Source organism: Streptococcus caballi DSM 19004 (assembly GCF_000379985.1).
Taxonomy (GTDB): domain Bacteria; phylum Bacillota; class Bacilli; order Lactobacillales; family Streptococcaceae; genus Streptococcus; species Streptococcus caballi.
The window spans coordinates 121,132-144,831 of record NZ_KB904062.1; the positions used below are offsets into that span (position 1 = coordinate 121,132).

Genomic DNA, 23,700 nt, shown 5'->3' on the forward strand with positions numbered 1-23,700 from the left:
CAGACTTCAAGAAGCGGATTATCCTCTCTTTGAATAGTAAAACACTCCAGGTAGAGACCGTTTTAGCTTGTCTCTTAAAAATCCAAAAGAGACAAACAGAAAGACAACCAATTTGATTCTCTAACGTTGCTAGCTATCAGTCAACCGACTACAGCTGACAATGAGCCGCAAAAAAAGCACCGTCAACACGATGCTTTCTTATCATAGATAATTAATCTAAACCGATTTCTGCACGAACAACATCTACGATTGTGTCAACATAATAATCCACTTCTTCGTGAGTTGGTGCTTCTGCCATGACACGTAACAAAGGTTCTGTACCACTTGGACGAACTAGGATACGACCATTGCCTGCCATCTCAGATTCCATTTTTTTAATGATAGCCGCAATAGCTGGAACTTCCATGGCCTTGTCCTTCATACTATTTTCAACACGGATGTTGACCAATTTTTGTGGGTAGATGGTGACTTCATCTGCTAATTCGGACAACTTCTTGCCAGTTTCTTTCATGACCTTGGTCAACTGAATAGCTGTCAACTGACCATCACCAGTAGTATTGTAGTCCATGATGATAACGTGACCTGACTGTTCGCCACCTAGATTATAACCTGACTTACGCATTTCTTCAACCACGTAGCGATCACCAACAGCAGTGATAGCTTTGTTGATGCCTTCGCGATCAAGTGCCTTATGGAAACCAAGATTAGACATAACAGTTGTAACGATAGTATTTTTAGCCAGAAGACCTCTTTCTGACAAGAATTTACCGATGATGTACATTACCTTGTCACCATCAACAATTTGCCCGTTTTCATCGACAGCAATGAGACGGTCACTATCGCCATCAAAGGCTAAACCGATAGCCGCACCGACTTCTGTCACCTTGGCTTGTAATTGCTCTGGGTGAGTTGAACCGATACCGTCATTGATGTTAAGGCCATCTGGTTTTTCACCGATAACAGTAATATCTGCGTTCAGATCTAAGAAAATGTCACGGGCTGTAGTTGAAGCAGCGCCGTTTGCTGTATCAAGAACAACCTTCAGGCCTTCCAAATCAACGCCTGTTGAGACCAAGAATTTCTCATATTTACGGAGACCTTCTGGGTAATCAACCACCGTTCCTAGGCCTTCAGCGGATGGACGTGGTAGAGTATCTTCATCAGCATCCAAAAGTGCCTCGATCTCCAATTCCTGATCGTCAGCCAATTTAAAACCATCGCCACCGAAGAACTTGATCCCATTATCAAGAGCAGGATTGTGGCTGGCTGAAATCATAACCCCAGCGCTAGCATTTTCCGTACGAACAAGGTAAGAAACACCTGGTGTAGCCAAGACGCCTAGTTTATAAACTTCAATCCCTACTGAGAGGAGACCAGCTACCAAAGCTGACTCCAACATTTCACCAGAGATGCGTGTATCACGTGCGACGAAGACACGTGGGCGTCTGTTTTCGTGTTGGCTTAAAACGTAACCACCGAAACGACCAAGTTTAAAGGCCATCTCCGGCGTTAATTCAACGTTTGCTTCACCACGAACACCGTCAGTACCAAAATATTTTCCCATAATTAGTTATTATCCTTGCGAAAAATCGCAACCTCCATTCATATTCTTTGTCATTATCTATTATTTTTTCTTAGTTGTCAACCGAACAGACAAGACTGATGGCTCAATGATGACATTATCGGCAGATAGGTTGACCGTCTTAACTGTGTCTCTTGTAACATTTGAAATATCTACTTCAGCATTAATCTGGTTAATTTTGTCTAAGGCCTCTTGACTACCCGAGATAGTCACCGTATCTTGGCTCAATTGGTAGTCAATATCAGACAACTTGTCGTTCATTTTTCCGACTGCTTTGAGAGAGACAGGAACCACCTTGGTTAATTTCTTGACCTTAACATATAGGGTCGTATGAGCGGGATTAACAACACTGGCAAGCAAGGTTCCATCAGCAGTGACAGCCTGAAGGGGCACCTTACCCTTGTAATCTCCACTCAAAATTTGGTCATCGGGTAGACTGGCTACAACATGATCAACCTGTGAGATAGTCATCTCGTCACTGGTCACTTCGACTTCCTGAAGACCTGTTGACATATTCTTAATTTCATAACCTGTGGCGAGTTGATTCGAATTAACTTTGCCCTCAACTTTAAATTTTTTTGACTTTTTCTTTCCAATTGTTACAGAAATATTATCAGGCGATACAGTTGCGGTTACTCCTGAAGGCAAATTAGTCACCTTAAGCTTGGCAGTCGTGGTGCCGGGTTGAACATTGGACAAGTCAGCCACCACCTTGAAACTACGTGTATCGCTGTTGATTTCCGAATCTAATTTAACGCGATTAATAGAAGTCAGATAGACTTCAGCCTCATAAGAATAGCCACTGATGAAATACTTATCACTATCATACTTAATGTCAATAGGTACATTTTTTAAGGTGTGGGTAAAAGTTTCTGTCGCATTTGAGACTTGCTGACCAGTTTTATTGTAATTGCTGGCAGTTGCCGTCAGAAATAAAAGCACGGAAAGAAAAATAGATACAAGAACAAGCCAAAACTTACTCCTTAACATTTTGTTCATTTTTTCCTCCAATTAATTCTCTTATACCAAGGTAGCTTATCAGCTTCTTCATGGATGAACTGGGCACGCAAGATAGCTTCGAAATTTTCCAAAGATAGGTCGTGCAGGAATTCGCCCTTCTGAGCAATAGAGATGCCACCTGTTTCTTCAGAAATAATAACGGTCAAGGCATCTGAATTTTCAGATAAGCCAATAGCTGCGCGGTGTCGCGTCCCAAATTCTTTAGAAATGGACGTTGATTCAGACAAGGGCAGATAGGAACAGGCTGAAACGATCTTATTGCCACTGATAATGACGGCACCATCATGCAGAGGCGTATTAGGAATGAAAATATTGATTAGTAGTTGATTGGAAATATCCGCATGCAGAGGAATTCCTGTCGAAATGTATTCCTGCAGGGTCTGTGTACGCTCAACTGAAATGAGGGCGCCAATCTTACGCGGACTCATGTAGGCAGCTGATTTGACTAGGGCATCCACCAATTTTTCCTCATTACTGATCTGAGGCCTTTGGGTGAAAACTTGGGCTGTTCGACCAAATTTTTCCAAACCTGTCCGAATCTCAGGAGCAAAGATAACCACAGCCGCGATGACGCCGTAGGTGATAACCTGATTCATCAGGTAGGTAATGGTGGTAAAACCAATGAACTCAGCTATAAAACGCATTAAAATAAATAAAATGACACCTTGCACCAAGGACATGATTTTGGTACCAGCTAAGGCTTTTATTAAACGGTAAATAAACCAGGCAACAATTAAAATATCTAGCACATGAATCAACAATGTCCAAGGATTTTGGAAGAGTGATTCCCAGTATTTTGCATCAATAGCCATTAAATTTCTCATACAATATCGCTTCTCTCATCTTTTACTAAAAAATATTATATCACTTTTCAAAGAGTTTTTCTTTGTCAAGAAACCGATTTTTTATGATAAAATAAGAGCATGAAGATTAAGACTTTTATGGGGCTTGCGGCTGGCAAGTCTGCACATTTTATTTTAAGCAAGATGGGGCGTGGCTCTACTTATCCAGGCAGTCTTGCTCTCAAATTTGACAAGGACATTCTAGACACAATTGCTAAAGACTATGAAATTGTTGTGGTGACAGGGACTAATGGGAAGACCTTGACGACTGCACTGACGGTTGGGATTCTCAAGGAAGCTTTTGGAGAGGTCGTGACTAACCCCAGCGGTGCCAACATGATTACAGGAATTGTGTCTACTTTTTTGACTGCTAAAAAGGCTAAATCAGGCAAGAAAATTGCAGTACTGGAAATTGACGAGGCCAGTTTGCCAAAGATCACCAAGTATATCACACCAAGTCTCTTCGTCTTCACCAATATTTTCCGTGACCAGATGGATCGCTATGGTGAAATTTACACCACCTACCAGATGATTTTGGACGGCGCAGCCAACGCTCCCAAGGCCACTATTTTGGCTAATGGTGACAGCCCGCTCTTCAATTCTAAAGAGGTTGTTAATCCTGTCAAATACTACGGTTTTGATACAGAGAAGAGTCAGCCTAAGTTGGCACATTACAATACCGAAGGTATCCTCTGCCCTAACTGCCATGGTATTCTCAAATACAAGCTCAACACCTATGCTAACCTAGGTGACTACATTTGTGAGAACTGCGGCTTCCACCGTCCTCAACTGGATTATGCCTTGACTGAGCTGACCAAGATTACCAATACCACGTCTGAGTTTGTCATTGATGGGCAGAGCTATAAAATCAATGTAGGCGGTCTCTACAATATCTACAACGCTCTAGCTGCTGTCTCCGTTGCTGAATTTTTCGGCGTTGAGCCAGCACAAATCAAGGCTGGATTTGACAAGTCACGCGCTGTCTTTGGCCGCCAAGAAAGCTTTAAGATTGGTGACAAATCTTGTACACTAGTGCTCATCAAAAATCCGGTCGGTGCTAGTCAGGCCTTGGAAATGATTAAGCTGGCACCTTACCCATTTAGCCTGTCGGTCCTGCTCAATGCCAACTATGCTGACGGGATTGATACCAGCTGGATTTGGGATGCTAACTTTGAAGCGATCAATGACATGAACATCACTGAAATCAATGCAGGTGGCGTTCGCCACTCTGAAATCGCCCGTCGCTTGCGTGTGACTGGCTACCCAGAGCATAAGATTCATCAAGCTGAAAAGCTAGAAGACATTATGAATTTGATTGAAAAGCAAAAGACCGATCATGCCTACATCTTAGCCACCTATACAGCCATGCTAGAATTCCGTGAGATTTTAGCCAGCAAGCACGCTGTCGGAAAGGAGATGAACTAATGACCTACACTTCTTTGCAATCTCCTGCTAACAAGGATTACATCTACGAGCTCAACATGGCCCACCTCTACGGAAATCTTATGAACACTTACGGTGACAATGGTAATGTCCTCATGATGAAGTACGTGGCAGAAAAGCTAGGCGCCAAAATGACCGTTGATATTGTTTCCATGGGAGATGATTTTGATCCTGACCACTACAATCTAGTCTTCTTTGGCGGCGGACAGGATTACGAACAATCCATCGTTGCCCAGGACTTGCCTGCTAAACGCTCTGCCATTGCCCGATATATCGAAAATAATGGGGTGCTGCTAGCCATTTGCGGTGGCTTCCAACTGCTAGGGCAATACTATGTGCAGGCCAACGGAGTCAAGGTTGATGGCATCGGCGTCATGGGACACTACACGCTAAATCAGGAAAACAACCGCTATATAGGTGATATTAAAATTCACAACGATGAATTTGATGAAACCTACTATGGCTTTGAAAATCACCAAGGTCGCACCTTCCTCTCAAGCGACGAGAAACCGCTGGGTGTCTGCGTTTACGGCAACGGCAACAATAAGGAAGATGGCACCGAGGGTGTTCACTACAAAAACGTCTTTGGCTCCTACTTCCACGGGCCAATCCTCTCCCGCAATGCCAACCTAGCCTACCGCTTGGTAACCACTGCTTTGCGCAATAAATACGGTCAAGACATCAGCCTGCCAAGCTACCAAGACATCCTCTCTCAGGAAATTCCTGAAGAATACGGTGATGTTAAGAGCAAGGCCGAGTTTGAGAAATAGAGAAATACAAAAAAGCGAAGAGATTTAATCAATCTTTTCGCTTTTATACTTATTTAGAGCTAGTTTCTTCAAAGTCTGCGTCAATAACATTATCTCTAACTGCTACAAAATTAGGATTTAATTCTAAATCAGGATCCGCTTGAAGACTGCCTTCATTGACCTGAACCAACGTATCTGCCAGTTTGCCTCCCATGGGTCTAAAGGTCACATAAGTTAGTCCTCCTGAAATCACGCCACCAATCAGAGGAACAGACTTCGTAATTGTCTTTTCAACCGTTTTTTTAGTGACCTTAGCTCCCATTGCTGAGCCAACCTTTTTCATCAAAGGATACCAAGTCGTTTTAGTCAAAGCTTTAGCGGCAACTCGCTTCCCAATCGTCACACCCGCTTTCTTGGAAACATTGGTCAATAGTGCTGCCGATCCTGCGGCACCAAACATAACTCCCAAATAGGCAATAATTCTGACTTTTGCTTCTTCTGATAAGTCATTACTATCTCCGTTAAACAAGTCATCCTCACCAAAAAGGTAAGCAATTTGTTGAGCCATGTTCAAAGCAAATCCGAAATACTGTACGACATCAGCTCCACCAGCAGCAACTGCAATTAAAGGATTCCCAGGTAATCCTGCTGCAAATGAAATAGCTGATGTTTTTGTCGTCATTTCTTTGATAATCTGGTCAGCAATCTTTCGTAGGCTAGCGCTGGTGTAAACCGACTGCGGTCCATTTTCCAAAATATAGTCAAGATGCTCATCGTCTTTAAAACGAGATTTCAAAAAGTCATCTCGTTTAGTCTTTACTAATGGAAGTTGACTAGCTGCATTCAAGGTTTGCAGCAAAACCTCATAATTCTTCTCTTGTGCCATCATTTTTCTCCTAGGCTAATGGTATTAGGTATTGCTTGTTAAAGCAATACCTGTTGTACTTAGTATAACAATCTTCCTGAAAGAATTTGCCCAATGAATCTAACGATAAGCAGGCACTTTATCCTACTCTTATTGACAAATTGCCATAAGTCTCCAGAAATGCTGCAAACTCTAAAGAACTGGAAACTAGATTTCAATATTTGTTGATAGGGATTGAAAAAAAGTGAGGCAAGCATTGCCCGATTGACGGTGGCTCGTCAAACCCTTTGACAGTCTTGTTTTGCTCATAAACTAAAAAATGAAGTTGGTTGTGCTTTCCAACTTCATTTTTATTATTTAGGCAACAATTGCCTTGGCAACTTCTTCTACTGTCATGCGTGAGAAATACTGGCTAATATCAATAGTTTGGAGTTTGGATAGGATGTCGCTATGTTCGTAGCGGCTGCCGATAAGGAGCTTTTCAATGTCTTCTACGCCGCGGACACCGAAAAAGTCTCCGTAAATCTTGATAGAGGTGATAATAGAGTTTTCGACATTGACAAAGGTGCTGATTTTACCTGCTGGATAGCGAACATCACGGCGGATGGTGTATTCTGGTGACTTGCCGTAAGTCCAGTCCCATGTGCCAAATTGCTGGTCAGCTGATGCTTGAATTTTAGCCAGCTCCTCGTCTGATAGCACATACTCAGTCATGTCGGGATAGGTTTCTTTCATTTTTTCCAAAATCATGTCTGAAAATTCCTGTACGGTGATTTTTTCTGGTAATTGGTCTAGGATATTTGTCACGCGGGCACGAACTGATTTGACCCCTTTAGACTCAATCTTGTCCTTGCTAACTTTAAGAGTATTCCCCAAAACGGTCATGTCCACATCAAAGAGCAGGCAGCCGTGATGCATCATACGCCCCTTATAATAAGCCTGCGCATTGCCACAGAATTTCTTGCCATCAATTTCAAGGTCATTACGGCCAGTGAACTCTGCCTTGACACCAAGGTCCGCAAGAGTGGCGATTACAGGTTGGGAGAAGGTCTTGAAGTCAAAGGCTCCTTCATCCGATTTATTGGAAATAATAGTGTAGTTGAGGTTGTTGAGGTCGTGGTAAACAGCGCCACCTCCTGACAGACGGCGCACGACGTGGATGCCATGAGCATCGGTGTACTCCTTGTTAATCTCCTCAATAGTATTTTGGTGCTTGCCGATGATGATAGCAGGCTCATTAATCCAGAGAATGAAAAGCTCATCCTCGTCCATGAGTTCGCGGAAAGCATAGGCTTCCAGAGCGATATTGTAGGCTGGATTGTGGGAAGTGTTGACAATATATTTCATAATGATGACTCCTTTGAGGCATGGGTAGAAACCCCACTGATTAATAAAAGCTTGATGAAAGAGCTTTTTTTCATTGTAGCAAAAAGAGGCGAAATTCCAAAGGATTTTGCCTCTTGGATATGTTTTTGATAACTCTACTGTCTAATCTTTCTTTAATCGGGCGAGATATCTACTTACTTTTCAAATAATCTGAACTTTTCAGCAATGCTAACAGATACTCGAAAAAATGCCAAAAACTAGGTAATTCCTCAATTGCCTTCCTACAAAATATAAAAAAGCAGCTGCCCCACAACTGGGCATTTGCATTTTTGTAGTAGGTGGCAAAGGCCTGGGGAGATTAAACTGTTTTAATTTCTGATGAAATCAAAACAGTGAGTTAAGACTAAGCTAACTTACTCCTCGTTTTATTGATACCAAGCGATACCCTCATAGCGCCAGCCCATGTCTTGCAGGTCTTGGAGCTCGGTTAGGGAGTCTGTGTAGTAATGTTGCCCCAAAGTAGGGTGATAGAGACGGTAAACTGGCAAACCATTGCTTGGAGCATACCAAGCAATGCCGCCATCTTGCCAACCTAACTCCAGAAGGTATGCTCGCTCTTTCCAATCGCAGGTGTAGAAAGCCTTGTGAGTAAGGGGATGATAGAGAACATAGACTGGGAGCAGATTTAAGCTGAGCTGGATGTCATCTGTCAGCTGGGTTAGATGGTCGCTAGTCCTATTAACTGGACTATAGAAAAAGTTTGAAAAAGAGCTGTACTCTCTAGGGCGGTAGCTAGCAGACATCAGCTTGCGGTTTATTGAATTTTCATTCACCTGTAGCTGAGTCAGCTGTTTGGCCAAAACTTGGACTTGCGGCGGTAGCTGAACGAGAACTGACTGGGACAGGATAAAATTGGCAACTTTAGCAAATAACGTGGCCTGCCCTGCCTTTTTTCCAAGATACCCCCCTTTGGAGTCAATGCTAAGAATGCTGGTATCGGAGCTGGACCAATCAATGTGGCTAAGTTTGGCGGGGAGAGTTCCAGTCTGAAAACCAGTAACCAATAGATCGGCGGTCAGCTGGGCTTGACCAGCCTCTTTGACCTTTAGCAGGGGTGAGGTCAGGCTAAGTTTCAGATTGGTCAGACCATTTTCAGACACTTGCAGTTCTTGCTGGAAGCGACCTGAGAGTTGGCTCTGCTTCTCGGTTAGGAGCTCTTGGTCGGAAAATTGCTGCGCTGTAGTGGTGAAAAAGTAGCCAGAGTTGGCGTAAAAAGTTGCGATACCCACATAGCGGTAGTTAGGGTCAATCATAGCCATGTAGTGACCAATTTGCTTGGTCTCCACTCCTGTCTTGAGGTAGTTGAGGTAGTCAGGTTTTTCTTCGTAGAATTGCTCGGTGGCACGGACAGTACTGTCAAAACCGCGACGGAAATTCCAAGCCAGATTTTCTCCTGCTGCGCTAAAACCATCCTCAGTGCTGTTAGAAAAAGTGTAAAATTCATTTGGTCTGGTATGGGATTGCTTGACGGTGGCTTCTGCTGCTCTAGTCTGAGCAAGTTTTTCTAGCTCGAAGGACCATTTGAGGGGGACATATTCTGCCACTAGGCCCTCGTCAAATGCTTCCTTACGGATGGCATTGAGCCTGTTCAGTAAAACCTGACTATTTATGGCCAAGTATGTCCCATCAAGGCTGGCAAATGTTGTCGCAGCAGCATCAACATTGCCCTGTGCTGGACGAAACGGCGGAGTTTGACTGGCTAGATTCTCAATGTCAGCTGGTTGAGTTTGATTTACACTAACCTGATTGCTCCCAGCTTGACTAAGGACAGATTGCTGATAATCTGTATTTAAATCAAGGGATGTCGCTGAATGACTAGATACCGTCTGCGTCTGATCAGGCTGGCCGCTGCTTGCTACTGCTGGACTAGCAACTTGTGCGTTTTGCGCAGGACTTGTAGGATTTGACTGCTTTGATGAAGCGGATTGACCCATTGTTTGTCCTGCCAAGCTGGCGGGCTGACTTCCTAAAGCAGATGAGATAACAGGTTGAGCTGCTGAGCCATGTACAGGGCTTGGCTCACAATTTGTCATAGGGTCAGTAGGAAGCAAAGTGTCTGGACTGACTACTGTGCTTGGGGTTGATAGGTCTTGACTATCTGAATTTGAGACAAATGTTGCCTGACTAGACTGAGACTGGAGAGTTGTCGCTGATTGAGGGTTGCTGACAACATTAGCATCCGCCTGCACTGCGTCAGCAATCCAAAGCAGAGACAGCAGGCAGACTGACACCAAACCGATTTTTACTTTCCGAAGGGAAAAACGTTCAATTCTTTTCATAGACTTTCCTAGTGACTGTATTTTCTAACTTTATTAAACCATGTTTTAGGGAAAATCGCAAACACTGATTCAAAAAGGAAAAGAGAGCCAAAGTTCTCTTTGAAATTATTTGACAGCATACTAACCGATACTTTCAAACTTCCAGCCAAGGGCTGTCAGGTCGTCACTTTCCCCTTTGTTGAGGGTATTAATGATGTGAGCCTGCTTGCTTAGCATTTGGATTGTAAAGACGATAGACTGAATTTCCTAAAACTGGTGCATACCAAGCTACACCTTCGTATTTCCATCCGATGCTAGCCAGATAATCTTTCTAAGCGGCATTTTTGGTGTAGAAATGTTTACCCGAGTTTAGATTATAAAGTCGGTGCATGGGGTTAGTGCTTTACTTTCTTGATCACTGAAACAGTGGCTGTTGAAACAGACACGTTAGATACTGACTTGATTTCATGAACTATCTCTGTTGCTTTTGATTTGAGACTGGTATTGGCAATTATTCCTGTCAAAGTCACTACTTTAGCCTTATTACTTTCATTTGTGTAGTTAGCTGAAGTCCACGTCACTTTTTCATTTGATTGAAAACCGTCTGACCAAGTTACTGACACAGTAAATGGTAGACTTGTATTGTTATAGCTGAGGAAGATTGAGCCTGTGATGAACTTGACGACACTTCGGTTGTCGTAGTTGTTGATGATGGAGCACTTGATGCTTCTGTCACCGCACTTGAACTTGACCCTGTGGTTGTGGAGACTGAACTGTCCTCAGGCAAAGCAGAGTACGCACCCGCTGCCAACAAATCCATGACAACAAGGATGTAAACCAAGCACGTTTCTTTTTTATAAGAACCTCTTAGATATTCTAACAATTAAATTATTTTAAAAAACGAAAAGATTTTTAGCTTATTTGAGGTAATTCTAAAAATAGTCCCTCAACGATATCCTGTTGAGGAACTATTTCAATTTATTCACAATGATTCTTTCTAACTTTTTGAAAAAGAAACAAAAACAGAAACGAGTTTTACACCTTATTTGCGTTTTGGTGGGTTGTGAATAGCTTCTCCCAGAACATCTGCGAATGCTTCGTACATGTTTTCTGAGAAAGTTGGGTGTCCATGGATAGAACGAAGGAGTTCATCAACAGTTAATTCATTTTCCATGATAGTTGCAGCTTCGTTGATGAGCTCAGCAGCGGAAGGTCCAATGATGTGAACACCAAGTATTTCATGGTATTTAGTGTCTGCGATGACTTTGACAAATCCATGAGCTTCGTTGGAGGCGATAGCTCGGCCATTGCCAGCAAAACTTGACTTGCCAACAAGGACATTACCATATTTGGCGCGTGCTTCTTCTTCGGTAAGACCGACCATAGCCACTTCTGGATGAGTATAGACGGCAGCTGGGGTATATTCAAGGTTGGCCTTGCGAACATTGCCCCAGATGGCATTTTCAGCAGCAACTTCACCCATGCGGAAGGCTGCGTGCGCCAACATCTTGGTTCCATTGACGTCACCAGGAGCGTAGATCCCTGGGATTGAGGTTTCTTGGTAATCGTTGACTTTGATGCGACCGCGTTCCATCTCAAGGTTGAGATTTTCAAGACCGTTCAATTGTGGGACACGTCCGATAGATAACAGAGCTTTTTCTGCCACGACTTCTTCACCGTTATTGAGTTTGAGAGTGAGTTGGTTGTTGGCTTCAACGATTTCTGACACACCAACGGATGTCTTGATTTTCATGCCCTTCTTAGCCAAAATCTTTTGCAACTCGAGAGAGACTTCCCTATCCATAGCTGGAATAATGCGGTCAGCCATTTCAATGACCGTCACATCAACACCATAGGAAGCCCAGACCAAACCAAGCTCGATACCGACTACACCACCGCCCATGACAGCCAGTGACTTAGGCATTTCGCGCAAGTCAAGAATATCATCCGATGTCAACACCAAAGATGAGTTGATACCAGGAATATTGATACGTGATACTCTAGAGCCTGTTGCCAAGATGATGTTGCGACCCTTGATAGTCTCAGAACCTATGGTTACTGTCTTGTCTGGATTAACATTTCCCAAACCATTAAAGACAGTGACCTTGTTAGCACGAAGCAATCCCCGTACGCCGCCCGTTAATTGTTTGACAACTGAATTTTTGAATGCAACAGTCTTATCCATGTCAATAGTGTAATTAGTTGAGGCCAGATTAATCCCGCGGCCAGCAGCAATCTTGAGACCATCAAGAATTTCAGCATTCTTCAGATAGGTCTTAGTTGGAATACAGCCAACATTGAGGCAGGTACCACCAAATTCTGATTTTTCAACGATAGCAACCTTGGCACCCAACTGAGCAGCGCGAATGGCTGCATAGTAGCCGGCAGGACCACCACCGACAACCACAATATCATATTCATTGTCTGCTAGGTCTGCTTGTGGAGCTAGCTTAGGAGTATCAGAAGCTGGTGCACTTGGCACCTCTAGACCGGCAGCCTTGAGGTCACTAGCAGTTGCCGCTGGAACATCTTGGCTTTCTTCTGCCAAAATTTCTCCTTCTGCACCGATATAACCGATAATATCAGTGACAGGCACCACATCACCATTACCATGAGTGATTTTTAGGAGGACACCAGAGTCTTCTGCTTCTAGTTCCATATTCGTTTTATCTGACATGATTTCAAGAAGGATGTCTCCCTCATTGACAACATCACCCTCTTGTTTTTTCCATTCAATGATTTCGCCTTCTTGCATGTCAACACCAAGTTTGGGCATAATAATTTCAGTAGCCATGTTTTCTCCTTAATTACTAATTTTTTTCTATCAAATCAACAATTCAAACGGATTTTCCATCAAGTTCTTGAGGTCAACCATAAACTTAGCACCATTCATGCCATCTACAATGCGATGGTCAATCGTCAAGCACATGGCCATGATTGGACGGATGGTAATCTCACCATCTACCACAGTTGGTGTCGGAATCGTTGCCCCAATGCCCAGAATAGCTGAGTTTGGTTGGTTGATGATTGGATTGAAAGTCTTGGTCCCAAACATGCCCAAGTTAGTGATGGAGAAGGTTGAACCTGACATTTCTGCTGATTTGAGTTTGCCAGTCTGAGCTTTTTTGATAACATCCTTTGAGGCCACCACAAAGTCTGATAGACTCATCTTGTCTGCACCATGCACGACAGGCACTAAAAGTCCTTCATCCAAACCGACTGCAATACCAATATTAACAAACTGATGCAGTTCGATTTCCGTCGCATCATTGATAAGACTAGCATTGAGGTAACGGTGCTCTGGCTTCATCAAGGTCTTTACAACAGCCAAACCAATTAAGTCTGTGAAACTCACTTTGAAACCTGTCTTAGCCATGATTGGTTCAATTAATTTCTTTCGTAGAGCAATCATTTCCGTCATGTCAATGTCATAGTTAAGCGTGAAGGTCGGTGCAGTCAGGTAAGAATTAACCATACTCTTGGCAACAGCCTTACGCATGGCAGACATCTTGATGACTTCAACACCTTCTGGCAATTCAGCTTTTTCTTCCTTGACAGCGACTGGAAGTTCTTGAATAGCCTCAGGTTGGGAAGTCCCCAGTAGGGCCAAGATGTCTTCTTTCATAATCTTGCCACGGAAGCCTGAACCTACAACACTAGCTAAGTCAATACCATTTTCATGGGCCATCTTGGCAGCAAGTGGTGAGGCTTTTGGTTGAGCAGCCTCAAAGTTTTCAACATCTTCTTTGTGGACACGACCTTTCGGCCCCGTTCCTACAACCTGACTGAGGTTAATCCCTAAGTCTTTGGCTAACTTTCTCGCAGCTGGAGTCGCACGAACAGAGCCTTGCCTTCCTTGGGTAACTGGTTCTTGAGGGGGAACTGACGATGTATCGTCAGCTTGAGGTACAGACACTACTTGCACCTTAGATTTTTCTTGTGAAGGAGCTGACGCTGCTTGATTAGCTAGGTCAATCTCCTCGCCTGTTTCTCCTAGATAGCCAATGACCTGCGTCACGGGCACCACATCACCATCACCGTGAATAATTTTCAATAGAATACCAGAATCTTCGGCTTCCAGTTCCATATTGGTCTTGTCGGACATGATTTCCAAAAGAATATCACCTTCGGAAACCACATCACCTTCTTGCTTTTTCCATTCGATGATTTCGCCTTCCTGCATGTCAACGCCAAGCTTTGGCATAATAATTTCGACAGCCATAATTATACTAAGAACAGTCTGAAAGCACATCTTTTTTCATTCTTGCAGCCTGCTTTCGACTGATTCTAACTCCTTTCTAGTCGTATGGAGGTTGGGGCTTAATTTCCCTTGTTTGCCATCTTGTAAATGGCAGCTTTGATTTTGGCGACATCTGGCAAAATCCCCTGCTCTAAAACACGTGAATAAGGGACGGGTACATCTTCGCTTGCTAAACGAACGATTGGATGATCCAGATAATCAAAGGCCTCGCTTTCTGTGACGATTGTAGCGACTTCACCAATAAATCCACCTGTCTTGTAGGCATCATTAACCAGCATCAGTTTGCCTGTTTTCTTGACCGATTCAATAATCAAGTCCTTATCAAGCGGAATGAGTGTCCGGGGGTCAACCACTTCAACATTGATACCATCAGCAGCCACTTCTTCTGCAGCCTGCAAGACACGCTCCAGCATGCGGCCATAGCTCACAATGGTCAAATCATCTCCCTCACGTTTCACATCACCTTTACCCAGTGGAATGTAGAAATCAGGGTCTTGATTGACTTCTTCTTTCTTCCCGTATAGTGCCTTAGGCTCCATAAAGATAACCAAATTATTATCTTGGATGGCTGACTTCAACAGTCCTTTAGCATCGTTGACTGTTCCAGGCGCTACCACCTTGATGCCTGGAATGTGGGTCAGCCAAGCTTCTAAAGATTGTGAGTGTTGGGCAGCAGAGCCGATTCCTGAACCTGAGGCCACACGAAAGGTCACAGGTGTTTTCAAGCCACCACCGAACATATAGTTAGCCTTAGCCCCTTGGTTGACAATGGCATCCATGGCAATAGTCACAAAGTCCATGAAAGTCAGGTCAACGATAGGGCGCAGACCAGTTTGCGCTGCTCCGACAGCAGCACCTGCGATAGCAGCTTCTGAGATAGGGGTATCTTTGACACGTTTGCCACCAAATTCAGCCAGCATTCCGACGGACGTTCCAAAGTCTCCACCATAGATGCCGACGTCTTCACCCATTAAGAAAATTTTATCATCCTTGCGCATCTCCTCGCTCATAGCAAGGTTAATGGCTTCACGCAAGGCCATTACTTTTGTTTCTGACATAATCTATCTTCTCCTCAATGATTCATATAATGGTATTAGTCTACCCAGACGTCTTGGAAAGCGACTGACATATCTGGTTCTGGGCTGTCTTGGGCAAAGGTTACCGCATCCTTAACTTCCTGAGCTACCTGCTCTACAATAGCATCCAATTCTTGGTCAGAAGCAAGGCCATTTTCCGTCAGATAAGCGCGGTACTTCTTGAGCGGATCTTTGGCTTTCCATGTGTCCACTTCTTCTTTGGTACGATAGACACCCGCATCTGCAGTCGAATGACCAAACCAGCGGTAAGACTCGACTTCAACGATAGCTGGACCATTGCCAGCACGCACATAATCAATAACTTCATGCATAGTTTCATAAACAGCCACCACATCATTACCGTCTTCAACATAATAGCCAGGCACACCGTAAGCCTCACCACGCAAGTAAAGATGGGATATCTTGGTTGAATAGGTGATATCTGTTGAAATACCATAGCGGTTATTGATGATGAAGAAAATAACTGGCAAGTTCCAAACAGCTGCTAGGTTGACCGATTCATGGAAAGAACCTTCATTGGTCGCCGAATCTCCTGAAAAAGCGATGACGATATTTCCTGTATTTTCATATTGTTGAGTCAAGGCAGCGCCGACAGCCAAGGCATAGCCACCACCGACAATACCATTGGTACCATAATTTCCTTTTTCAAGATTGGCTAAGTGCATAGAGCCACCACGTCCCTTGGAAGAACCCGTCGCCTTACCAGCCAACTCGGCCATCATGGCATTGAGATCAATTCCTTTAGCGATGGTCTGACCGTGTCCACGGTGATTTGAAAAAATAATATCCTGGTCAGTCAAATCATGAATAGCTCCAACAGAAGCCGCTTCTTCTCCGACTGAAAAGTGTGTCATACCTTGAACGAAACCACGACGAACCAATTTATTTAATGTCATATCGACATCACGAATACGTTGCATTTTGAGAAACATATCCAAATGTTGTTCTTTAGATAGTGTTACCATAATTTTCCTCCACTAATTCGATTACACTCTTTGAAAATCAAAATTATACATTATTGACTTCAACTTGCCATACATTTGAGAAAAGATCTACTCTTCCCGTTTTTAACATCAGAAGTTTTAACTAAGAAGCCGCCTTGTTAAGATTGATTTCTCTTGAGTATTACACCTTCATTCTATGATAAAATTTCACAATCCGCAAATAATTGAACCGCTTTCTTCCATTGGTGTAACAGGTTATAACAGTTTTTAACTGTATTATAAAATATAATTTTCACAAAGTAGATTAATGAGTCTTTAACTTCCTCGAAAGATGATTTGACACAATTTTAAACTGGCCAACTTCATAGATAATAAATTCAATTAAAAATCCAGTGAACTTTTTCACGGATGATAAACCGAATTAAAAATGTAATAGCTAATCTTCGCAAATGCTAGCTCGAACTAAAACAAAATAGCTGGAAGAAAATTGGGTTAGCGCACAGAAAAAGCAATGACCTTAAATTCGTTGCTTTTTAGCTATTTGCGAGTTGGCCTTGATAAAATATCCTTGTCCTGACTCTTCTTTCTTATTCACTGATAGCATTACCAGTATAGAGTTGGTAATAGCGACCCTTTTGAGCAATCAAGTCGTTGTGATTACCACGTTCAATGATGCGACCTTGTTCCAGCACCATAATGCAATCAGCGTTGCGAACCGTTGATAAGCGGTGAGCGATAACAAAGGTTGTACGCCCCTTCATCAGCGCATCCATGCCCTCTTGAACATGAACTTCCGTGCGGGTATCGATAGAGGATGTTGCTTCATCCAAAATCAGAGCTGGCGGATTGGCAACTGCAGCACGCGCAATGGCTAAAAGCTGACGTTGACCTTGTGACAAACTGCCACCATCGCCTGTCAAGACAGTTTCATAGCCGTCTGGCAGGCGCTTGATGAAGTCATGGGCATTGGCCAATTTTGCTGCTGCCACGCATTCCTCATCTGTCGCTTCCAAACGACCGTAACGAATATTGTCCATAACCGTTCCTGTAAACAAATGCGTGTCCTGAAGAACAATTCCTAGACTACGACGCAGAGCTGGCTTTTTAATTTTTTCAATATTGATGCCGTCATAACGAATTTTACCTTCTTGGATATCGTAGAAACGGTTAATCAGATTGGTGATGGTTGTCTTACCAGCACCAGTTGATCCGACAAAGGCAATCTTTTGACCTGGCTCAGCAAAAAGATTGATATCATGAAGAACCATCTTGTCATCGTTATAACCAAAGGTGACATCAGTGAAGGTTACAGCACCTTCTAATTTATGGTAGCTGACGCTGCCATCTTGATGGGGATGTTTCCATGCCCAAAGACCTGTTTGTTTTTCAGATTCTTGGATGTAACCAGCTTCATCTTCCACAGCGTTGACTAGGTCAACATAACCTTCATCCTTTTCAGGTTCAGCATCCATGAGCGCAAAGACACGGTCAGCACCGGCCATGGCCATGATGACACTGTTAATTTGCTGGCTGATTTGTGTAATAGGGTTGGTGAAACTGCGGTTTAGGGTCAGGAAGGACACCAAGGTTCCTAGCGTCAAGCCTGCATAGCCATTGAGAGCCAAGACCGCACCTAGCATAGCACAAAGGACATAGGAAATATGACCAATGTTGGCTGAGATTGGCATGAGGATGTTGGCATAAATGTTGGCATCTGTGGCACTAATACGCAGTTCTTGATTTAATTTTCTGAAGTCAGCTTTAGCATCTTCTTCATGATTGAAAACCTTGATGACCTTCTGTCCTTCCATCATTTCTTCGATAAATCCGTTGACAGTCCCCAAATCATTTTGCTGTTTGTGGAAATGCTTGGAAGACTGCGCAGCTATTTTCCTTGCCACAAAAAGGAGAACAAAGACCATAGCGACTGACAGCAGGGTCAGCGGAATATTGAGGACAGTCATGGCAACTAGCGTCGTTACGATTGAAAAGCTAGAATTGACCACCTGCGGAATACTTTGGCTAATGAGCTGGCGCAGGGTGTCAACGTCGTTGGTATAGATGGACATGATGTCACCGTGTGCATGGGTATCAAAGTATTTGATGGGAAGACTCTCCATGTGGGTGAAAAGGTCAATCCGAATACGACGCATGGTTCCTTGCCCGACATAAACCATGAGACGGTTGAAAGAATAAGTACTGAGGACACCGACTGCTCCCACCAGGGTAAGCTTGAGGATAGCCATGCCCAGACCTGAAAAATCGGGATGACTGCTGGCCATCAGCGGTGTAATGTAGGCATCAATCAGGGTCTGCATGAAGAGTGAAAAACGCAGCATACAGAGTGCTGATAGCAAAATCAAGATAAGGACGAGGAGAAAACGGCCTTTGTAGTATTTAAAAACATAAGCCAAGACGCGTTTGAGCGTAGCCTGCTTATTAACAACTTTTATTTCTTGTGGCATTAGTTATTTCCTCCTTCCTCATCAAAATCACCGCTAGCTTCTTGTTGGACATTGTAGATGTCGCGGTAAATATCATTGGTCTTCAACAATTCATCATGGCTGGCAAATCCTGTCATTTTACCATCATCAAGTACCAAGATACGGCTAGCTTGTTCAACACTTGAAATCCGTTGGGAGATGATAATTTTAGTCGTTCCAGGAATAGATTCTTCAAATGCGCGGCGGATATTGGCATCTGTTGCCGTATCAACTGCACTGGTTGAATCATCCAAAATCAAGACTTTTGGTTTTTTAAGTAAGGCGCGGGCAATACAGAGACGTTGCTTTTGGCCACCTGACACGTTACTACCGCCTTGCTCAATCCAAGTATTATACTTGTCTGGGAAACGCTCGATGAATTCATCTGCACAGGCTTGGCGACAGGCTTCTATACATTCTTCTTCAGTTGCATTTTCATTTCCCCAACGCAGGTTGTCAAGAATCGTTCCTGAAAAGAGGACATTTTTTTGAAGAACAACCGCCACCTGATCACGGAGAACCTCAAGGTCGTAATCACGCACATCATGTTCCCCAACCAAAACACTACCACTGTCCACATCATAAAGACGAGAAACTAAGTTAGCAAAGGAAGTCTTTCCTGAGCCTGTTCCACCAATGACACCGATAACCTCACCCGATTTAATAGACAGATCAATATCAGACAAAACTTCTTCGGCATTACCGTGTTTGTATGAAAAGTGCACATGATCAAACTCAATGCTTCCATCTGCCACTGTCATGACTGGATGAGCAGGATTAACAATGTCAGCCTGCTCAGTCAACACTTCAGAAATACGCTCTGCGCTTGAAAAACTCATGGAAATCATAACCATAATCATGGACAACATCATGAGCGACATCATCATTGCAAAGACATAGGAGAAGAGTGAGGTTAATTCACCCGTTGTCAAACTGCCTACAACGATAAATTGAGCACCGAACCAAGACAACAAGATGATACATGAAAAAATGGTTGTCATGAGAATTGGTGTATTCATGATGATAATCTTTTCAGCCTTAACGAAAAGTTTGTAAATATTTTCAACAGCTTTGGTAAATTTGGTATTTTCGTGGTCTTCACGGACAAAGGCCTTGACCACACGAATGGCTGAAATGTTCTCCTGAACACTAGCATTGAGGTCATCATATTTGCGAAAGACGTAGCGGAAGGTGCCCATAGCTTTGCGGATAACCACGAAAAGAGCTAGACCAAGAAAGACAACAGCTGCCAGGAAAATCAAGCTAAGTTGCTGGTCTACCACAAAACACATAATCATACTAACAATGATGGTCAGCGGTGCCCGCACAACCACGCGAATAATCATTTGATAAGCGTTTTGGACATTGGTCACGTCCGTTGTCATACGAGTGACCAGACCAGCTGTGCTGAATTTATCAATATTTGAAAAGGCAAAGGTCTGAATATTTTCATACATGCCTTCACGCAGATTGGCTGCAAAACCAGCCGAAGCCTGCGCAGCATATTTCCCCGCCAAATAACCACAGGTCAACCCACAAGAGGCTAGAACCAGCATAAGCAAACCATATAGCAGAACCATATTCATCCTGCCAGCCTGAATCCCTTGGTCAATGAGCAGGGAAATCACAAAGGGCACAGAAACGTCAAAGAAAACTTCCAGAGCCGCAAATAGAGGCGACAAGAGCGATGCTTTTTTGTATTCTTTGACCTGAGCCAGCAATACTTTTATCATAATTAAGATACCTTGTGAGTAGTACTCTAGCAGACTTTATAGGTAAAGAAAATCAAAAGTTGACAAGACGACTTCTTAGTTTAATCTGCTACCGCTAGATTTAATACACCCTAGGGGAAAGCAAGGCTTTCCTCCAAAGTAGGGCAAGCTAGAGTCAGCGATGTATCATTTTGATTGTCAATGAGTATTAGTCTAAAAGAGCAAGCCTCACTCCTACTTCCTTTCTCCATCTTTTTCTACAATATTTTGATAGGCCTTCTCCAAATGAGCATGGAATATTTTTTGTTCCTCTCTAGTGAAATGGGCAATGATATCCTCTTCTGACACTTTCAAATGCTGGCGCAAGCCCGCAATCAAATTCGCGCCCGATGACGACAGACGTACTTTTTTAATACGTTTATCATGCTCATCCGTACTGATCACGACTAGCTGCTTTTGCTCCAAGCGAGACAAAATTCCCACCATAGTTGGCTGAGAAACTTCAAATTGCTTTTCCAACTCCTTGAAAGTTAAACAACGATCCAAATCACCTAAATATAAAAGCACCCATGATTGCATGCTAGTAGTATTATAAGGCTTTAAGAATTGGTTCATATTTTGTTCCATTTGATTGGCAATCCGCTTAATCAACCAACCGTAAGGAGCATTTTTCACTTCCATTCAACACCTCCTCAAAACTCTATTAGCTATTATAAAGCTTTTTAACTAAAAGTCAATAGCAGGCTATTGAATAAATCATACACATCCGTCAAAAGGGTGGGCATGATTTGTCTTGCTCCACAGGGTGCGTAGCGGACTTGAAGTCATATAAAAAACCAGCCTATGGGCTGGTTAGATATAAATATAATTACCCTTGATAACTTGCATCAATACCTGAGAAAAATTTTTCCGAAAGTTTTGCGATAGTCCCGTCCTCTTGAAGTTCCACAAGAGCTTTATTGACTTTTTCTTGAAGTTTTTCATCTTCACCTTTATTAAATGCAATAGCAATGTTTTCTTCTTCAATTTCTCCATCAAGAATTTTTAAATCCAACCCTTTCTGAGCAATGATAGCAGATAAAATCGTTTTAGCATTTGAATAACCATCTACTTGTCCATTTGTTACTGCTGAAAGTGCTGCTTCACGATCATCATATGTTTGAATTTGAATTGTTGAGTTAAAATTCTGAAGAACATTGATTTGATTAGAACCAACAGTTGCTGAAATAGTAGTGTTATTCAAATCATCTACCGATTTTAAACCAGAATCAGATTTTGTCACAACACCATATTGGAAAGTTGCGTAAGGGGTAGAGAAATCGTATGTTTTTTCACGTTCATCTGTGATAGCAATGGAACTTGCAACTACATCTACTTTATGGCTAGTTAAAAGACCGAAAAGTCCATCAAAACTAGTAGTTTTAAAATCTACATCATATCCAATTTTATCAGCTACCGCTTTGATGACTTCCACGTCGAATCCAGTTAGTTTTCCATCATCGTCTTTATATGAACCAGGGAAACTCACACCTGTTGTTGCAACTTTTAACACAGGTGTATCTGATGAAGAGCTGGATTTAGAAGAACTATTTCCTCCCGACGCAGTTTGATAACCAAAGTAAGTAATGATAGCAATAATAATGACGGCAATAATACCAATAATAGATTTTTTTCGCATAATAAAATCTCCCTCTAAATTAAATATTTACTTGTGACAAAATGTGATCAACCTTAGATAGACTTTCTCCAATATTATTTTCTGGTATAGTCCAAGAATTAACCTCTTCCCAACTAAAATTCGAGCTAATTTGTGAATTTTTGTATAATAGGTGAATAAAATCTTCGTGATTTTCTATAGATGTCATTGCTGCTTGATAAACAAGTTCATGAGCGGTCTGCTTACCAACGACTTTACCTAATTCAAACATAATACGTTCTGAATAGGGAAGAGTCCCCTGTATCTCAAGGTTCTTCCGCATTTGCTCAACATTAACATCAAGCTCAGATAGTATGTAAGTTAAGTTAACAATTTGTGCATCCAAATAGCTAGTGATTTCTGGCAAGACCACCCATTCATTACGCCAATGAATAGCATCGCGCTCACCATCAATTAGCATAGATTGTAACGTAAGACTTACATCCGAAAAGACAGGTTGAGTTAAACTTGCAAGTCCTTCTATTAGAGCTGGATTGCGTTTTTGAGGCATTGTAGACGAACCAATTTCTCCTTTACGGAAAGGCTCATGGATCTCATTTATCTCAGTCTTCATGAGTGTAAAAAGTTCACGACCAATTTTCCCCAGTGTCCCTGAATATATTCCAAGAGTTGTAGCAAATTCTGAAAATCTATCTCGCGAAGGTTGCCATGAAATATTTGGAACAGAGAGATCCAGTTCAAATAATGTTAGTTTTTCAATTTCAACACCTCTACCAGCAAATGCCGCATAAGTACCTACTGCACCACTAATACTACCAACAAATACACCATTATCTAAAAGCTGGTCTAGCCTTCTTTGACTTCGTAATAATTCATCCAGCCAGATTGCCAATTTAAAACCAAAAGTAATTGGAATAGCATGAATACCATGTGTTCGTCCCATCATAATGGTTGAACGATGTTCCTTAGTCAAAACCGCTAATGTTCGAATTAACTTTTCAGAATGATCTTTGATAATATTGTATGCTTCCTTAGTTTGCAACATTATGCCAGTGTCAACAATATCTTGAGTTGTAACACCATAATGTACAAATTCACCCTCTTCAGCTCCTACAGCTGATTGGAGCGCATGAATTAAAGCAATTAAAGAATGACGCTTTTCAGCACTTTCCTTTTGTAAGGATAAAAGATCAAAATTTTCTACTTTAGCTTTTTCGACAATCTTTTTTGCTGCTGTTTCTGGAATGACTCCCAGCTCGCCTTCTACTTTGGCAAGAGCCGCTTCAACTTTCAATTGTTTAGAAATCTTATTTTCATCACTCCAGATTGCTCTAATCTCAGGAGTTGAAAAATTATTTTGCATCAATATAGAATCTAAAACACTAGTCACTTTTTCTCCCT

20 protein-coding genes are annotated in these 23,700 nt (G+C 42.5%); 2 read left to right on the top strand and 18 right to left on the bottom strand.

The window, feature by feature from the left end; genetic code table 11:
- Window positions 1-211: 211 nt before the first annotated feature.
- Genes glmM through cdaA form a run of 3 tightly spaced genes read right to left on the bottom strand, consistent with a single transcriptional unit; the run spans window position 212 to window position 3,426 of the window.
- Window positions 212-1,564: a phosphoglucosamine mutase gene (glmM, locus tag A3GS_RS0100555; protein ID WP_018363484.1), complete on the bottom strand. Its 1,353-nt coding sequence runs from the start codon at window positions 1,562-1,564 to the stop codon at window positions 212-214.
- A gap of 60 nt (window positions 1,565-1,624) precedes the next feature.
- Window positions 1,625-2,581 carry a CdaR family protein gene (locus A3GS_RS0100560; protein ID WP_018363485.1) on the bottom strand — a complete coding sequence of 319 codons (957 nt, stop codon included), beginning with the start codon at window positions 2,579-2,581 and terminating at the stop codon, window positions 1,625-1,627.
- Window positions 2,578-3,426 (bottom strand): diadenylate cyclase CdaA, encoded by an 849-nt coding sequence (cdaA, locus tag A3GS_RS0100565; protein WP_026216206.1) that lies wholly within the window; start codon window positions 3,424-3,426, stop codon window positions 2,578-2,580. The genes A3GS_RS0100560 and cdaA overlap by 4 nt, the downstream gene beginning before the upstream one ends.
- A gap of 99 nt (window positions 3,427-3,525) precedes the next feature.
- Between cdaA and murT the strand changes: the two genes are divergently transcribed.
- Entirely contained in the window at window positions 3,526-4,869 is a 1,344-nt protein-coding gene (gene murT / locus A3GS_RS0100570) for a lipid II isoglutaminyl synthase subunit MurT (RefSeq protein ID WP_018363487.1), read from the top strand.
- Window positions 4,869-5,657, top strand: a complete 789-nt coding sequence (gatD, locus tag A3GS_RS0100575; protein ID WP_018363488.1) for a lipid II isoglutaminyl synthase subunit GatD — start codon at window positions 4,869-4,871, stop codon at window positions 5,655-5,657. The genes murT and gatD overlap by 1 nt, the downstream gene beginning before the upstream one ends.
- Before the next feature lie 49 nt (window positions 5,658-5,706).
- Here the strand turns inward: gatD and A3GS_RS0100580 are convergent, their stop codons facing one another.
- The 15 genes from A3GS_RS0100580 to purB all read right to left on the bottom strand — a co-directional run bounded on the left by A3GS_RS0100580 (window position 5,707) and on the right by purB (window position 23,689).
- A complete protein-coding gene (locus tag A3GS_RS0100580; protein WP_018363489.1) occupies window positions 5,707-6,522 on the bottom strand; it encodes a hypothetical protein in 816 nt (271 codons plus the stop codon).
- A 336-nt stretch (window positions 6,523-6,858) separates the two neighbouring features.
- Window positions 6,859-7,848 carry a lipoate--protein ligase gene (locus tag A3GS_RS0100585; RefSeq protein ID WP_018363490.1) on the bottom strand — a complete coding sequence of 330 codons (990 nt, stop codon included), beginning with the start codon at window positions 7,846-7,848 and terminating at the stop codon, window positions 6,859-6,861.
- Between the two features lie 404 nt (window positions 7,849-8,252).
- Window positions 8,253-10,166: a CAP domain-containing protein gene (locus tag A3GS_RS11960; RefSeq protein WP_018363491.1), complete on the bottom strand. Its 1,914-nt coding sequence runs from the start codon at window positions 10,164-10,166 to the stop codon at window positions 8,253-8,255.
- Between the two features lie 187 nt (window positions 10,167-10,353).
- Window positions 10,354-10,467 (bottom strand): hypothetical protein, encoded by a 114-nt coding sequence (locus A3GS_RS13215; protein WP_338062730.1) that lies wholly within the window; start codon window positions 10,465-10,467, stop codon window positions 10,354-10,356.
- A 73-nt stretch (window positions 10,468-10,540) separates the two neighbouring features.
- The gene (locus A3GS_RS12120) at window positions 10,541-10,726 is read right to left on the bottom strand and encodes a hypothetical protein (RefSeq protein WP_040807261.1); all 186 of its coding nucleotides are present in this window, start codon (window positions 10,724-10,726) and stop codon (window positions 10,541-10,543) included.
- Between the two features lie 32 nt (window positions 10,727-10,758).
- Window positions 10,759-10,986 carry a hypothetical protein gene (locus A3GS_RS12600; protein ID WP_156808848.1) on the bottom strand — a complete coding sequence of 76 codons (228 nt, stop codon included), beginning with the start codon at window positions 10,984-10,986 and terminating at the stop codon, window positions 10,759-10,761.
- 201 nt (window positions 10,987-11,187) lie between these two features.
- The gene (gene lpdA, locus A3GS_RS0100605) at window positions 11,188-12,939 is read right to left on the bottom strand and encodes a dihydrolipoyl dehydrogenase (RefSeq protein WP_018363493.1); all 1,752 of its coding nucleotides are present in this window, start codon (window positions 12,937-12,939) and stop codon (window positions 11,188-11,190) included.
- Window positions 12,940-12,969: 30 nt separating this feature from the next.
- On the bottom strand, window positions 12,970-14,367 hold the full coding sequence (locus tag A3GS_RS0100610) for a dihydrolipoamide acetyltransferase (protein WP_026216208.1): 1,398 nt from the start codon (window positions 14,365-14,367) through the stop codon (window positions 12,970-12,972).
- 98 nt (window positions 14,368-14,465) lie between these two features.
- Window positions 14,466-15,464, bottom strand: a complete 999-nt coding sequence (locus A3GS_RS0100615; RefSeq protein ID WP_018363495.1) for an alpha-ketoacid dehydrogenase subunit beta — start codon at window positions 15,462-15,464, stop codon at window positions 14,466-14,468.
- A gap of 35 nt (window positions 15,465-15,499) precedes the next feature.
- On the bottom strand, window positions 15,500-16,468 hold the full coding sequence (locus A3GS_RS0100620; RefSeq protein ID WP_018363496.1) for a thiamine pyrophosphate-dependent dehydrogenase E1 component subunit alpha: 969 nt from the start codon (window positions 16,466-16,468) through the stop codon (window positions 15,500-15,502).
- Window positions 16,469-17,034: 566 nt separating this feature from the next.
- Entirely contained in the window at window positions 17,035-18,912 is a 1,878-nt protein-coding gene (locus A3GS_RS0100625) for an ABC transporter ATP-binding protein (RefSeq protein WP_018363497.1), read from the bottom strand.
- Window positions 18,912-20,663 (bottom strand): ABC transporter ATP-binding protein, encoded by a 1,752-nt coding sequence (locus A3GS_RS0100630; protein ID WP_018363498.1) that lies wholly within the window; start codon window positions 20,661-20,663, stop codon window positions 18,912-18,914. Before A3GS_RS0100630 ends, A3GS_RS0100625 begins: the two co-directional genes overlap by 1 nt.
- A 213-nt stretch (window positions 20,664-20,876) precedes the next feature.
- Window positions 20,877-21,323, bottom strand: coding sequence for a MarR family winged helix-turn-helix transcriptional regulator (locus tag A3GS_RS0100635; protein WP_018363499.1), 447 nt, complete (start codon window positions 21,321-21,323; stop codon window positions 20,877-20,879).
- 187 nt (window positions 21,324-21,510) lie between these two features.
- On the bottom strand, window positions 21,511-22,320 hold the full coding sequence (locus tag A3GS_RS0100640; RefSeq protein ID WP_018363500.1) for a transporter substrate-binding domain-containing protein: 810 nt from the start codon (window positions 22,318-22,320) through the stop codon (window positions 21,511-21,513).
- A 19-nt stretch (window positions 22,321-22,339) separates the two neighbouring features.
- On the bottom strand, window positions 22,340-23,689 hold the full coding sequence (gene purB, locus A3GS_RS0100645) for an adenylosuccinate lyase (protein WP_026216209.1): 1,350 nt from the start codon (window positions 23,687-23,689) through the stop codon (window positions 22,340-22,342).
- Window positions 23,690-23,700 lie beyond the last annotated feature (11 nt).